This is a genomic window from Limnothrix sp. CMB-01, from assembly GCF_055193175.1.
In genome coordinates this window covers 3,595,915-3,609,482 of sequence record NZ_CM143720.1, presented here as the reverse complement: position 1 = coordinate 3,609,482, position 13,568 = coordinate 3,595,915, and the positions used below count along the sequence as shown (strand labels likewise).

Sequence of the window (13,568 nt, the reverse complement as noted above, 5' to 3'; positions counted from 1 at the left end):
CCATGGGCAATGATTGGGGCAACGATGGGCAATCATCGGCAACTACGGGCAATCATTCAGCTCAATCCGCCTCCCCCGCATGGTAGGAACTGCGCACCAAGGGCCCCGATCGCACCTGGGTAAATCCCAGCTCGCGGGCCAGCGCTCCCAGGCGGTCAAACTCTGCCGGTGTCCAATATTTTTGGACGGGTAAATGGTCTAGGGACGGGCGTAGGTATTGGCCCAAGGTCAGCCGATCGCAATTCACCGATCGCAAATCTTCCAGGGCTTGCAAAATTTCCGCTTCCGTTTCCCCATGACCCAACATCAGCCCGGACTTGGTGGGAATGGTGGGATCCAGTTCTTTCACCCAGCGCAACACATCCAGAGATCGGTGATACTTAGCACCGCGCCGCACGGGCCCTTGCAGCCGCTCCACCGTTTCCAGGTTGTGGTTATAGCAAGCGGGCCGCAGGGCCGCCACCGCTTCCACCCGCGATCGCTGCTTGGCCTGGGGGTCGGGCTGGCCGCCCCAAAAATCCGGGGTCAACACTTCAATTTCCGTGCCAGGGGATTGCGATCGAATGGCGGCGATTGTCTGTGCAAACACATTCACCCCCCCATCGGGCAAATCATCCCGCGCCACCGAAGTCAGCACCACATAGCGCAACCCCAACAGCGCCACCGATTCCGCCACCTTACGGGGTTCTTCCGGGTCGATCGGCATTGGCGCATGGCCCTTGTCCACCTGGCAAAAGCCGCACGATCGGGTACAAACGGGCCCCATCAACAAAAATGTGGCGGTTCGATTGGCATAGCACTCGCCGCGATTGGGGCAACGGCCCTCCTCGCAAATGGTGTGAATTTGCCGCTGCTTGATGATGCGCTGAACTTCGGCTAACTCACTGGCCCGGCCCAAGCGTGGTTTCAGCCAGGTGGGCAACCCTTCGGGCACAGCGGAACTGGGGGCACTAGCGGCACTGGAAGAAGAGGACGGCGACACAGGCGGCAAATGGATTTTGCAAATGAATTTCCCCTATTGTGGCGTAAGAATTGCGGGGCGATTGTTTGACCGCTGTTTGGGGAAATTTTGAGAAGAAATTGGGGGCGCTTGGGGGCGTTTGGGGGAAAATTGCAAGGCGCAGTTTGGGGGCGATGGTTGGCTGATTTTGGGAAGCCGTGCCGGGCGATCGCGCATGGGGGCAAGCTTGGAAACAGCAGCACTCGCGATCGGGAAACTGATCGCACCAGCGGCGGGGCTTTTCAAACCTCGGGACGATCGCCATATACTGGAATCGCAGATGCCCAAGGGCCTTGGCTGTCGATCCAGTGACCTGGAAACATCGCTGAACATCCCTGGCGGACTCAACCCCAGGATTTGCAACGGTCTTCGGGAGTTTTCGGAAAGATTTTTCCAGATATTTCCCCTGGAGACTACCGGAGAGTCCCGATCGCTCGTATCTTAAGCAGGGGTATCCATTGCCAGCCTGTTTTCGGCCCCGATGGTGGCTGAATGCGGTCTTGAGCGATCGCTTCCTAACTTTTCATGCAGCGCGCCGCCCCCTTGAAGGGCGATCGCCCCTATCACTCCCGAATCGTCTGCACGCAAGCCTAAGGAGAAAGTCGTGGCAACACACAAAATCCTCGTCATCGATGACAGCAAAGTGATTCGGCAGCGCGTCAAAGAAATGTTGCCAGCCGGAAACTTTGAGGTTCTCGAAGCCAAAGACGGACTCGAAGGGCTACAGCTCATTCAGCAAGAACATCCCAACCTGATCATGTTGGATTTCCTGTTGCCCAAAAAGAGCGGCTGGGAAGTCTATCAAGAAATTCAAACCCAACCCCACCTGCAAGCGATTCCGTTGCTGGTGATGTCGGGGCGCAAAGAAGAAGTGACCGAAAAAATTTCGGAACCCTTCGAGCGATTTGCCTTCATCGAAAAGCCCTTTGAAAAGAAAGAGCTAATCGAATCCATCAAAGAAGCAATGCGGATTGCCTCGCGGATTCCGGCCGTGGCCCCGCCGCCCGTGGCTGCACCGGCCGCCGCGCCCGTGGCTGCGCCGGGTGCTTCCGCCGCTGAAATCCAGGCCCTGGAGCAAAAAGTGGCGACCTTGCAAGCGGAAGTGGATCAACTGAAGAAGCAGTTAACCCAGCTTGTGACATTCATTAAGCAAAAGTTGCGCTAGTTCATGCGCCGCCGGCCCGCTGGCATGACCCCGCCGCCGCCTTAGCCCACTTCAAAAGCACCGGTATGAAACAGCATCAAAGTTCTGATCTTCAAAGTTCTGATTTTGAGACGGATTTTGGTGCAAACCGTGGCGACCAACCCAACGACGGACAACCAGCACCCGATCGCCCCATCACACCCAGCCAGCAGCACCCATTCTTCGCTTGGCGGGTTTCTCCTTGGCTGACCAGCGCTCTGGGGGTGAGCACGGTGCTGGCGGGCGGTCTGGTTTGGGTGGCCTCGCCGCCGGCCTGTGCCTGTGGCTCTCCCTTGCAGCCCACGGTGGGATCGGTGGTGCGGGCCCAGCAGATGTTTTATCAGGAGTATGGGCGGTTTGCCCGCGACGGCGCAGAACTACAAGCCCGGGTGGGTGCGCTGGTGTCGCCCAAGCTCAATCAGCAGTACCGCATCTACACCAGCGGCAATGCGGACACCGCTTGGGTGATGGGTGAGCATCGATCGCCCCCGGAGCTAACGCCGCTACGCTGGACACAGGTGCTGGTGAATAAACCCTTTGCCCGCAATTTGCCCTCGGATTATCAAATTCAGCTCAAGGTCAATGCTCAGGGGCGATCGAACCCAGCCCTTCAGGTGAGTCATTGCGAGATTCAGCGCCAATGGGTGGGCAATCCGCCGCTGGAACCCTTGACGTTGATGGAAATGCCGCCCCGTTGCCAAGCCCGCTAGGCCCGTAGCCACAAGATTGCTAGCCACAAGATTGCTAGCCACAAGGCCAGCCAGGGCCCAGACCCGTCACAAGATTGCACCTTAGCGATCGAGTTGGTTCTTCAGGGAAGCCAGGGCCGACCAACGGGCATCGATCGCCGGTTGCGTTTCCGCAGCGTCTTCCGGCTCCAAAATTCCTTGGCAGTCTTCGCTACAAAGCTGCTGGGCCGGCAATTCAAGACAAAATTGCTGATAGAGCCAATCTTCGGGATAAAAATAACCCGTTGGCGACAGGGACTCCTGCAAATCCTCAGCGCTGATCTCTCGTTCTAGGGGTAAATCTTTGGACTCCGCCGCCTCATCCAACCAAATCGGCTCTTGGGTATCGACCACCAGCCGCTGATTGTATTGACAAAGGCAGCGATCGCAAGTGAGAGTCACAATTCCTTCCGCCTGGGCCGACACCTCCAGGAAATTGCCCCGGTGAACCACGCGCAACTTGCCGCGCACGGGGGTGAGGGTTTCCAAGCCTGGCAGAAAATCCTTGAATTCCCAACCGATCGTCCGATTGGTGGCCTTCAGGATGTGGGGAATATAGACCGAATCCACGGTAGGAACCCCGCAGCGGGGAGGGTAAAGATGGGTGCGATCGGGACTGGCAGCAGACCGAGGGCCATTCCCGAATGGCCAGCCCAACCCAAACCGCCGAACCCCCAAGGCCCAGCGGCGCGGGTCAAGCTAGGCTTCGGTTGACTTCAGGGCCACCACCAACCGGCGGTGGGGTTCTTGGCCTTCGCTGTGGGTGGCGATGTCGCTGTAGGCCGCGAGCATGGCGTGGAGCTGTTTGCGTTGGGATGAGGAGAGTGAGTCGATCGCCACCGACTCCCCCGTTTCACGAACCTGCGACACCGCATTGGCCGCCACTGACTCCAGCTCGGCCCGTTGCTGGGCCCGGTAGCCGTTGAGTTCGATCGTGTAACCGCAATGGTCATCCCGATCGACCCCCACATTCAGCAGCATATTCGCCAAATACTGCATCGCATCCAGGGTCACCCCCGCTTCACCCACCACGCTGGTGATTTGCTCCGGAGACCAGGGCGAACCATCGATCGTGAGCCAATAGTTCAGCGCATTATCGATCGGGTCGTGCTGGGCTTGCACCTGGGTCGGCAAACCCAAGCGCGCCAGCAGCCCCTCCAGCCAAATTCGTCCCCGATCGCCCGGATCACTCATCACGACTTGCCCTTTTGCTTGTTGTTGTTCGTGCTGGGTTTGTTGCCTGGGCCCTTGCTCGGCTGATTCTTCGCCGGGCTGCTGGCCTTCGTGCCCTTGGGTTCAAACGGCAGCCGGCCCGTCGCGCCATCCACCGCCACCGCCTTCACATCCACAATGCCCTGAGCTTCCGCCATCTTTTGGATATTCTCCGGCAGCGGTTCCCGAGACAAAATGAACGCTTGGGCCGTTTGGAACAGGTTCGCCACCACCATGTACATCAGCACCCCAGCGGGCAGGGGGAAAAACAGAAACATCCCCGAAAAGATAATCGGCGTTAGCTTATTAGCCGCCGCCTGTTGCGGGTTATCCGTTGCCCCTTGGCTGGAAATCGATTGGCTGACATAAAGGCTCAAACCAAACAGCAGCACCATCGCCACAATATCCCAGTGGATCCCCTCATCGTCCACTGCGCCCACATGGCCCAGCGCACTGATGAACAGGAAGCCCTTGCTCGCCGCCAGGCCGGGAATCGTCCCTTGCAGGGTCACATCCCCCGGTTGCAGCGCCGTGATTTCACCGTTGGGGCCCAACTGCACCCGCTCGGCTCCCTTCATCACCTGCCACTTGGGCGAGAGATCAATGTCCCCACCGGCTTCTGTGGCCAGGGTGTTCAAGGTTTTGCCTTCGGGCGTTTGGAACTCCAGCTTGGTAGTGTCACCCACGGCCAGGCGCGTGCCACCGGGCAGCAACCCAACCACGGGATAGTGGGTGCTGTCGGAAATGTAGATGTTCTTGGGCGGGGTGGCAAACGCTTCCGGTTGCACCCGCTCAATTTGCTCCTGGGGCAAAATTTGCAGATTCACGGAGTAGGGCACATCCGCAAACGGCGAGCCGCGCAGGGTGGTGAACAGGGCAATCAGTACGGGCATTTGCACCAGAATCGGGAAACAACCGGCCAGGGGGTTCCCAAATTCCTTGTAAACGGCGCTGAGTTCTTCCTGCTGTTTTGCGGGGTCGCTTTTGTAGCGCTCTTGAATGTCCTTGATCTTTTTCTGCATGATCGGCTGGGTGATCTTCATCCGCCGCATACTGCGGATGGAGCCAGCGCTGATCGGATAGAGGGCAAAGCGCACCACCAGCGTCAGGGCGATGATGGCGAGGCCATAGCTGGGCACGATTCCATAGAAAAAATCCAGGATCGGCAGCATGACGTTGTTTGAGAGAAATCCAACTCCGAAATCCATGCGCGTTGCGTCGGTTGTGCGATCGAGTTGTTAAAAGTTATCAAAAAACCGTCAACGGGCGGTCAACGATTCGTTAAACAGAGGCAAAACGGCGCGGCTGGCCAAGGGTGACTCGATCGAGCCGAACGCTCACCCCATGAACCAGAGCTGCCCTAGCCCAAAGATGTGACTTCAGCTTATGCAAAGTGGGGGCCCTTGGGGGGTGGTTATCAAGTGGGGACTACCGCCCTGGCTGCGGGCCGCCGATGCCGCCCCATTCGTCACAGCCCAATCAACACAGCCCATCCATCACAGCCCAATCAACACATAACCCTCCGCCGGAAGCCACAAGGCCGTGCAAGCAGGAGGGTTGAACATGAGCAGCGAGGGGGCGATCGGGCGGTTTAGCGGTTGCTGGTGGCGGTTTGGGCCGCTGCGCCGATCCGCTCGTTGATGTAGTCGGCGACGGCTCGGAAGTTGGGAACCGATCGCATTTCCAGGCGGCTACCATCCTTGAGGGTCAGCACCATATCGCCCCAAGCACCCCAACCCCGGGGCACGGCCACAACGGCGCGAATTTCGGGATAAATCACATCGGAGCGATCGCGCCCTTGCCAACCGCTGGTGATTGAAATACGGCGGCTGGTGATGCGATAGCGCAACCAAAAGGCCCGCACGATCGAGCCGATGGTTAAGGGCAGGCAAATCACAGTTAGACCCAACAGCAAATTGACGATCAAATCGCCACGGTGGGGGCCGCCCTCATAGTAAACATCTTCCTTGATACCCATAGTCCAGTGCTCGTAAGGTTCAGTGCGGGCCAAATGGGGCGAATTGGGCGATCGCCGCCCCTGATGAATCGCGCAAAATCAACAGCGCAAACACAACGGTCTAAACGCTGGCTTGCTCCAAATCCAACTTGGCGGCGGTCAGCAACTGCTCCAATTCTTGCAGAATTTGGGGGTACTGACACAGGGGCATGGCTGGACGCACACTAATCACCGCCAGCCAACCGAGGGGCATGGTCGGCAAGTGCTGGCACAAAATACCGTGAATTTGTCGCCGCAGCCGATTGCGCACAACGGCGCGTTTATCAACTTTGCGGCTGATGCTGATGCCAACTTTCGGAGCCGGGGCCAGGGTGGGCAGCGTGGGGGCAACGGCCGCCGATGGTTCGCTGGGGGCGATCGCGGGGCTTGCCAGTGGCCGGTAGACCCAAAGGGTTAGGTGCTTGCTGCGATACCGTTTGCCTTGCCGATACACTCGGTCAAAGTCATGGCGATGTCGAAGTCGGTAGGCTTGGGGTAAGGCCATGCACGTTTGGGTGTAGGGGCGATCGCTCAACCACCCTGGAGCGGACTGCCGGTGAGCAATCCTTAAACCGCCAACCGAGCGCGACCGCGACGGCGACGAGCATTCAGCACGCGGCGACCGTTCTTAGTCCGCATCCGGGCACGGAAGCCGGAAACACGCTTGCGCTTGCGATTGGTTCCTTCAAGAGTACGCTTGGTCATGGTTGGGCTAGCTCCGAGTGGGCGATTGGCGGACTAAGCGTTGACCAAACGGGAGCGGGGGCGATCGCACGGGAACGGTTCACGGCTGCACCCAACTGCTGTCTGGCTTGGCAGTCCATATAAATAGGTTCAACAAATTTTGCGCCTGTCTAGGTGTTAGAAAGCGCGACTTTCGATGATATCACGAGCCGGTGCGTTAGCCGGAGATCCGCGAAGTCGCGCGGGGCCGCGATTCTATTGATCGGTGTTGTCGTCGGGATTGCTGGGGGGTCGATCGGGAAAGTAGCCGGTCATTTTGCCCAGCACCAGGCCGCCGATGCCCAACACGCCTTTTTCAAACAGGCCTTTGAAGGTTTGGAACAGTTCGGACTGTTGGGGATTGATCTGCGGCTGGTTGGCCAGGTGGATGGCGGCCCCACCCGAGAGAGCGGTGAACAGAACGGAAACGATCAGCAGTTGTTGATAGATCTGGGGGCGTTTCATGGGAGGTGACTCCGGTGATTTCTGGAACAATTCAAGGATTGCCTGAAATCGCTGAAACGTGGTCTGAGTAAAGTGTCCGGGTTTTGTCAGACTGTCTGATTTTTGTCAAAGACATCGATCGCCCCGGCGATCTCGCTGGGCGGGTGAGGTCGGTGGGGGCAACGGGTTTCGGGCCTGTCGTCATTTCCATCGCCGTAGGGGTTGGGTCTCCCAACCCTAACCTGAGCGATCGCTACAAACCTGTCCACCCCTGGGAACACGCCAGGATCACGGGGACTGGGCGGGGAGACCCCGCCCCTACGACTGATCGGTTGGGACAGCGAGATCATTAGGGTTTTGGGCGATTTGACGACAGGGTTTAAATCTCTTGTCTGGGGAAGATAGCCGATCGCGCCTTGTTGCTCGCAGAATGGAGTTGCTTTCCCCCCAAAGTCTCGTTGCGCGATCGCCTGTCTCTCAGGATTTAGTTCATGCCTTCTCGATCGACTGAGGCGTACCAAACCCAAGCGGTTGATATTCATCCGGCGGCCGATCGCCTGTGGTTTAAGCTGTGGCGATCGCAGTCGATCGAGCAGCGCTGGCAACGGGTCTGTGGTTTGCAGCGCCAGGGGCGTTGTTTGGCCCTGTGGGCGGCTCGGCAGCGGTTGCCTGCAACGGCGAGTGATTTGGCGATCGCTCAGGAATTTGCGCGGGCGATTTTGGGCGATCGGTTGGGCGATGGTGGCTTGGAGCGGTTGACCTATGGCGGGGATCCCATGACTTGGCAGCAAGATCAGTCGGCGATTTTGGCTCAACTGCATGAACTGTTTGAGCAGCGATCGATTCCCTACTTGGTGACTGGTGGGCAGGCGGCGATTATTTGGGGTGAGCCACGGTTTACGACGGATTTGGATATTTTGCTGGCGATCGATGGGGCGCAACTCTCGGCGCTGACCCAAACCCTGGAAGCGGCGGGTTTTTATGTGGCGGAACCGCTGCACCACACGATCAACATCATCCACCGCGATCGCATTGACAATGCCGATTTGATCCTGTCGCAGCAGACTCCGTTTGAGCGTTCTGCCCTGGAGCGGCGGTATCGGGTGGAAGCGCCGGGGATTCCGGTTCACTACATTGCCACGGCTGAGGATGTGGTGTTGGCGAAGTTGTTGTGGCGGCGCAGTTTCCGATCGGAAAAGCAGTGGCGGGATTGTTTGGGGATTGTCAAAATTCAGGGCGATCGCCTCGATCGCGCCTATTTGGCGACTTGGGCAGAGCGGCTGAGTTTGCAGGATGATTTGCGCGATCTGTTGGCGGCGGGTGGGCTGTAGCGGTTGATCCATAGCCGATCGCGCGGGGTTTCTCGCAAAATAGAGGTGGTTCTCCACTCGATCGCCCCATGGCCCGCAACGAACGATCGCTGAAAGCTACGGCAGCCGGTTGCCAAAAGCTGACTGAAGCCCTGAAAAACAGCCGCTACAACAAAAGTTCGATCGGGGATTTTGTTCAGTACCGCAAGCGGGATGGCCAAGATGATCAAGGCGTATCGCGGGCGACGGTTGCCAAGGCGTTTAAGGGCGAACCGGTCGATCGGGGAATTTTTATTGGGTTGTGCGATCTGCTGGGGTTGAATTGGCAGGAAGTGGCTGAGTTAGCAACTAGTGAGCCGCCTGCTCCGAGCGTGGCATCGGATGCGATCAATGTGGCGTGGGTGCGACGTAAGCTTGATCCTTACCTAAGACGACAAAACATTAAACCGCTAACGGCTAGCAGCCCGATTCCTCTTGACGAGATTTATGTCCAAGTAGATGTGCTAGAAAAGCTGACAGCTAATCGACGACTTAGCCCATCAGAACTGCTTCGATCAGGCAAGGCTCCAGAAAATCGAATTTCGAGCTTGGAAGCAGTCAAAAAACACAAGGCACTGATAGTTTGGGGCAAGCCTGGTGCGGGAAAAAGCACGTTCTTGAAACACTTAGTAACTGCTTGCCTCGATGAAGAAATTTTGAGTGACCATATACCCATATTCCTTGAACTCAAAACATGGACAGAATCGCCAGGACAGCCGAATTTTCTGGATTTTATAGCCCGTCAGTGGTCAGACTGGGGCATTGCTAATTCAGATATAGTTTTGAATCAGCTCCTTAAAAGCGGCAAGATTTTAGTCTTATTAGATGGACTAGATGAAGTATTAGAAGCTCATACGAACCGAGCAATTCGAGAAATTGAGTCTTGGGTTGAGCGTTTTCCAGAAATTCATATTGTTGCCACTTGCCGAATTGCTGCAAAGGAATATATTTTTGAAGATTTTACTGAAGTCGAAATAGCTGATTTCTCAAATAGCCAAATTCAGCAATTTGTCATCAACTGGTTTGAGCATCATCAAGATTTGTTCAAGGCTAATCAATTCTTAGAGAATTCAAGAAGCAACAAATCTATTTTAGAATTGTCCAGCAATCCGCTGCTGTTGACATTGCTCTGCTTGATTTTTAGTGAAAGTGGTAATTTTTCGACCAATCGAGCAAAGCTCTACGAGGAAGGAGTAGATCTGCTTCTGAAAAAGTGGGATCTTAAACGAAAGATTCAACGCGATCAAGTCTATAAAAACCTATCAGTTGACCGTAAAAAAAATTTGCTGTCACGACTGGCGCTGGCAACATTTCAAGAAGGAGCGTATTTCTTTGATCAAGGTGTGGCTGAAGAATGGATTACAAAATATATTCATGATCTACCTGATGCCAAATATGATCCTGAGATCTCACAACTGGATGGTGAAGCAGTTTTACGATCAATTGTTGCCCAGCATGGACTACTTGTAGAGCAGTCTTGTGGAATCTATGCCTTTTCACATTTGACTTTTCATGAATATTTTGCAGCACAAGCAATTGCTGCTAGTCAAGACTGGAAGATTCTAGCTCGAAATTTGCTCGAAAAAAATTGGCGAGAAGTCATCTTGCTGATTGCCAATAGTATTCAACAGGGTGATGAATTACTATTAACTCTAAAGCAGAGAACTGACAATTTATTGGCTGACGACCCGAAACTTCAGGCTGTTTTAGCCTGGGCAACTGAGAAAGCAGACTCGATACAAACACCGTACAACCTGCAAGTGGTAATCGCTTTTTATCTTACTCAAGCAAGTATTTGTTATATTCCTTCATCACATGACCATGCCTATGCTCATCACTTAAACACAGATCAGCCTGACAAGTTAGCTATTTTTCTAGCTTACAATCTTGCACATACTCATGATCTTACTCATGCTCTTGATCGTAATCATGATGTTATTCTCGCTGTCGTTCGTATTCACGAAATCGGCCTTGATCTTGAACTTGGTCTTGCTCTCGCTTTTATTCCTGACCTTGCATCTGCTATTGCTTATGCCTACCAGTTAAATAGCCAATTACTAATAGATCAACTAACTGATCTGCAGAGCCAATTAGACCCAATACGAGGCTTGCCCTTGAACCAAAAAGAAGAGTGGTGGAAAAATGAAGGTCAAAATTGGATTCAATCTTTACGAGCTGTGATGATTGAGCATCGTAATATTGGTCATGATTGGCAGTTTTCTGAACAGCAAAAAGCACTTTTAAGGAAATACAATGATGCCAATTTACGGTTGGCAGAATGTTTGAATACGGATTGTTATTTGTCCCGAGAAGTGCGGCAAGACATCGAAGCCACAATGCTGCGCCCGATCGCCCAAATTGAGGCCTACTACGCCGCCAAAGGCAAACCCTATCCACCCGTTCCCAACCCCTAACCCGCGATCGCGGACAGAGGCGATCGGGGACTCGCAGGCACAAAATCTTCCTCCCGCAACCCCAACTCAATCAGGTCATCGATCAAGGTGTCCGTGCCATTCCACTCCACCCGAATTTGTTCCCCGATCGCCCGTAAATGCACCACCACACTGTGGATGCGATCGCGCCCCGACCACCCCACATTCATCAACAGATAATTCCCCGTTTCCCCATCACAAACCGCAATCAGTTCCACCCCCCGATCTGCTCGCGCCAACCCCACATACCGCTGAAAAACCGTCTGAATCGCCTGCCGAAAATCTACATCCCCAGCCATTGCAACACCTCCAGCTCAGGATCAAAAATTAGTAACTGAATTTGCTCTCGAATTAACCAACCCTGAATCACTTCTTTTGAAAAATATTCAGAATAAATTTCCTGAGGAACTGCCAAATATAAACGTCTCTCAGGCTCATCACGCTCTAGCAGATAACGATATAAACCATATTGCCCGATCGCTTTCTGCAATTCAGTAATTGTAGAAACTCCGCCAAGAACCTTAACTTCAACTGCAATTTTTTGAAGTCCCCGTTGAGCTGCCAAAAGCTTTTCAGCGCCCAGATCAGCAAATACCAATAGCTCTTGATCGCCCAAGGGCAAGGGATCGTGGGTGATTGTCCAACCATCCTTCTCTAGGGCATTGCGAACAGCGTCATGGTACAGATCTCGGCGTGACATGGCAGTTAAAAATCTTCCTCCCGTAACCCCAACTCAATCAGGTCATCAATCAAAGTGTCCGTGCCGTTCCACTTTACTCGAATTTTGCGGGTGAAACAGACATAGGCATCCTCCGCAAATGCTGTTCACTCCCAGTCTAGCCGCTGCCATTTCCCGCCCGATACACTAGACAGCAACCACCCCACTCGATCGCCCCATGCCACCCTCTGGTCTCTCGGTGACAGAACTCTATCAACGCTTGCAAACCAGCCCCCAAGCGATCGCGCAGTTCTGTGAAAAATGGGCGATCGTAGAACTAGCGCTGTTTGGGTCTGTATTGCGCTCAGACTTTCGGGCTACCGGAGCTGATCCAAGCGATATTGATTTGCTCTATCAAAGCGCCCCGGAAGCGCACTATGGTTTCAAGTTTTTTGATTTGCAATCAGAACTAGAAAAATTACTGCAACGTAAAGTTGACTTGATTAGTAAAAAGGGACTTGAAATGAGCCGCAATCCCCTACGTCGCCAAGAGATTCTCAACGCCGCTCAAGTAATTTATAAAGTCTCCAGAGTATAAAAATGAGCAGAGATCAGCAAGCGATTCTCGATATCATTGATTCGATTGAACTCATTCAAAACTATACTCGATCAAATAATTGGAGCCAAGCCAGAACAATAGAATATGATGCAGTTATTCGGCGCTTGACGATTATTGGTGAAGCGACCAAGCGCCTATCAATGGAGTTTCGCACTAACCATTCGAAAATACCGTGGAAAGCAATGGCAGGGCTACGGGATTTTGTCGTCCATGAGTATGATGTTATCAATTTGGAAATCATCCAAGATGTGGTGAATTTTGAACTTCCCCAACTGTTACCACTTCTCAAAAGTTTGCTAGATGGAGAATTCTAATTAACCTGAAACAAGACTTTGGGTTGCAACTGACTGATGATGCCGACTTTTTTCCCGAGTGGCGATCGCCCCAAGCCAACCTCAGCCCCCTCGAACAACAACTGCTCGATCGCGTCAAACAGAACTTTCAAACCCTGCTCGAAGACCCACCCCTGCTCGAAGACGGCGTGAAAATGGTTGTGCTTGCGCCCCTGCTTGACCTCGCCGGTTTCTATCAAAAACCCTTCCGGATTCCAACCGAAAGCCGCATCGAAATCACCGCCGAAGATCAAGGGGAGATCGTTCGCGGCCGGATTGATGTGTTGGTGCTGCCCCCACCTCCCTATCGTTCCCACGCGAAGCGTAGGAACGATGTCTGTTTCTACCAGGGATCGATCGCCACCAGTCCCGTTTTCCCCAGATAGTTGCGCGCACTGGGATAGCGCCAATCGGCGGGATCGTCAACATAGCCGCGTTTGACGGGATTGTTGTGGATGTAGTCCAGTTTTTCGCGCATCATGTCATCACTCAAGATGAGTTCAGCGTGTGAACCTTCCTGCCAGAGTTGATACTCGCGATCGCCCTTATGGGCTGCTTTGGCGAAGGTAAGTTGTTTCAGCAAAGTTTGGGCCTTATGCCGTTGGAGTAAATCGATCGTTTGTCGAGCAGTGAACGATTTGAACCGGGCGATACATCGATCGAGTTGGGGCGCCTGGGCGATGAGATGGAGGTGATTTTCGAGGATGACGTAGCCGTAGAGTTGAAAGCGATCGTTTTGGCGCAGGTGTTCCCAGCTATTGAGGACGATCGCCACGGCTTCGGGTCGGGTGAAGATGGGGAGCCATTGGACGATCGTGCAAGTGAGGAAGTGGGGGCGATCGGGTTCAGTGATGACGTAGCGGCTACGACCCATAACCTAATGGTTTCTATT

The 13,568-nt window shown here is 54.2% G+C and carries 19 protein-coding genes; 7 read left to right on the top strand and 12 right to left on the bottom strand.

Annotation, left to right across the window (positions count from 1 at the left end):
* Positions 1–61: 61 nt before the first annotated feature.
* Positions 62–982: a lipoyl synthase gene (gene lipA, locus ACZA91_RS14895; protein ID WP_463183088.1), complete on the bottom strand. Its 921-nt coding sequence runs from the start codon at positions 980–982 to the stop codon at positions 62–64.
* Positions 951–1,265 carry a hypothetical protein gene (locus ACZA91_RS14890; RefSeq protein WP_463183087.1) on the bottom strand — a complete coding sequence of 105 codons (315 nt, stop codon included), beginning with the start codon at positions 1,263–1,265 and terminating at the stop codon, positions 951–953. The genes lipA and ACZA91_RS14890 overlap by 32 nt, the downstream gene beginning before the upstream one ends.
* Positions 1,266–1,604: 339 nt before the next feature.
* Between ACZA91_RS14890 and ACZA91_RS14885 the strand changes: the two genes are divergently transcribed.
* On the top strand, positions 1,605–2,165 hold the full coding sequence (locus ACZA91_RS14885) for a response regulator (protein WP_099534327.1): 561 nt from the start codon (positions 1,605–1,607) through the stop codon (positions 2,163–2,165).
* 65 nt (positions 2,166–2,230) lie between these two features.
* Positions 2,231–2,893 (top strand): hypothetical protein, encoded by a 663-nt coding sequence (locus ACZA91_RS14880; RefSeq protein WP_463183085.1) that lies wholly within the window; start codon positions 2,231–2,233, stop codon positions 2,891–2,893.
* A gap of 81 nt (positions 2,894–2,974) precedes the next feature.
* Here the strand turns inward: ACZA91_RS14880 and ACZA91_RS14875 are convergent, their stop codons facing one another.
* The 7 genes from ACZA91_RS14875 to ACZA91_RS14845 all read right to left on the bottom strand — a co-directional run bounded on the left by ACZA91_RS14875 (position 2,975) and on the right by ACZA91_RS14845 (position 7,307).
* On the bottom strand, positions 2,975–3,481 hold the full coding sequence (locus ACZA91_RS14875) for a YceD family protein (RefSeq protein ID WP_099534329.1): 507 nt from the start codon (positions 3,479–3,481) through the stop codon (positions 2,975–2,977).
* A gap of 129 nt (positions 3,482–3,610) precedes the next feature.
* On the bottom strand, positions 3,611–4,105 hold the full coding sequence (locus ACZA91_RS14870; RefSeq protein ID WP_099534330.1) for a Jag family protein: 495 nt from the start codon (positions 4,103–4,105) through the stop codon (positions 3,611–3,613).
* A complete protein-coding gene (gene yidC / locus ACZA91_RS14865) occupies positions 4,105–5,331 on the bottom strand; it encodes a membrane protein insertase YidC (protein WP_099534331.1) in 1,227 nt (408 codons plus the stop codon). The genes ACZA91_RS14870 and yidC overlap by 1 nt, the downstream gene beginning before the upstream one ends.
* 383 nt (positions 5,332–5,714) lie before the next feature.
* Positions 5,715–6,101 (bottom strand): PH domain-containing protein, encoded by a 387-nt coding sequence (locus ACZA91_RS14860; RefSeq protein ID WP_099534332.1) that lies wholly within the window; start codon positions 6,099–6,101, stop codon positions 5,715–5,717.
* Positions 6,102–6,201: 100 nt separating this feature from the next.
* Positions 6,202–6,624, bottom strand: coding sequence for a ribonuclease P protein component (gene rnpA / locus ACZA91_RS14855; RefSeq protein ID WP_463183083.1), 423 nt, complete (start codon positions 6,622–6,624; stop codon positions 6,202–6,204).
* 62 nt (positions 6,625–6,686) lie between these two features.
* Complete coding sequence (gene rpmH, locus ACZA91_RS14850) at positions 6,687–6,824, bottom strand: 50S ribosomal protein L34 (protein ID WP_099534334.1); 138 nt, start codon at positions 6,822–6,824, stop codon at positions 6,687–6,689.
* A 234-nt stretch (positions 6,825–7,058) separates the two neighbouring features.
* Positions 7,059–7,307, bottom strand: a complete 249-nt coding sequence (locus tag ACZA91_RS14845; protein WP_099534335.1) for a hypothetical protein — start codon at positions 7,305–7,307, stop codon at positions 7,059–7,061.
* A gap of 470 nt (positions 7,308–7,777) precedes the next feature.
* On the opposite strand from ACZA91_RS14845, the gene ACZA91_RS14840 reads away from it, so the two are divergent.
* Both ACZA91_RS14840 and ACZA91_RS14835 read left to right on the top strand, forming a co-directional pair.
* Entirely contained in the window at positions 7,778–8,617 is an 840-nt protein-coding gene (locus tag ACZA91_RS14840; RefSeq protein WP_463183080.1) for a hypothetical protein, read from the top strand.
* A 68-nt stretch (positions 8,618–8,685) separates the two neighbouring features.
* On the top strand, positions 8,686–11,049 hold the full coding sequence (locus ACZA91_RS14835) for an NACHT domain-containing protein (protein WP_463183078.1): 2,364 nt from the start codon (positions 8,686–8,688) through the stop codon (positions 11,047–11,049).
* On the opposite strand, the gene ACZA91_RS14830 is transcribed toward ACZA91_RS14835, so the two are convergent.
* Together ACZA91_RS14830 and ACZA91_RS14825 are read right to left on the bottom strand one after the other, a co-directional pair.
* Positions 11,046–11,366, bottom strand: a complete 321-nt coding sequence (locus tag ACZA91_RS14830; RefSeq protein WP_463183076.1) for an element excision factor XisI family protein — start codon at positions 11,364–11,366, stop codon at positions 11,046–11,048. The genes ACZA91_RS14835 and ACZA91_RS14830 overlap by 4 nt on opposite strands.
* Positions 11,351–11,767 carry a XisH family protein gene (locus ACZA91_RS14825; protein ID WP_190530092.1) on the bottom strand — a complete coding sequence of 139 codons (417 nt, stop codon included), beginning with the start codon at positions 11,765–11,767 and terminating at the stop codon, positions 11,351–11,353. Before ACZA91_RS14825 ends, ACZA91_RS14830 begins: the two co-directional genes overlap by 16 nt.
* Positions 11,768–11,963: 196 nt before the next feature.
* Here ACZA91_RS14825 and ACZA91_RS14820 point away from each other — a divergent pair, with 196 nt between their 5' ends.
* Genes ACZA91_RS14820 through ACZA91_RS14810 form a run of 3 tightly spaced genes read left to right on the top strand, consistent with a single transcriptional unit; the run spans position 11,964 to position 13,062 of the window.
* Entirely contained in the window at positions 11,964–12,323 is a 360-nt protein-coding gene (locus ACZA91_RS14820) for a nucleotidyltransferase family protein (protein WP_099534337.1), read from the top strand.
* A gap of 2 nt (positions 12,324–12,325) precedes the next feature.
* Complete coding sequence (locus ACZA91_RS14815) at positions 12,326–12,658, top strand: HepT-like ribonuclease domain-containing protein (RefSeq protein WP_463183073.1); 333 nt, start codon at positions 12,326–12,328, stop codon at positions 12,656–12,658.
* A gap of 23 nt (positions 12,659–12,681) precedes the next feature.
* Entirely contained in the window at positions 12,682–13,062 is a 381-nt protein-coding gene (locus ACZA91_RS14810) for a hypothetical protein (protein WP_463183071.1), read from the top strand.
* On the opposite strand, the gene ACZA91_RS14805 is transcribed toward ACZA91_RS14810, so the two are convergent.
* The gene (locus ACZA91_RS14805; protein ID WP_463183068.1) at positions 13,020–13,550 is read right to left on the bottom strand and encodes an REP-associated tyrosine transposase; all 531 of its coding nucleotides are present in this window, start codon (positions 13,548–13,550) and stop codon (positions 13,020–13,022) included. The two genes, ACZA91_RS14810 and ACZA91_RS14805, sit on opposite strands and share 43 nt — an antisense overlap.
* Positions 13,551–13,568 lie beyond the last annotated feature (18 nt).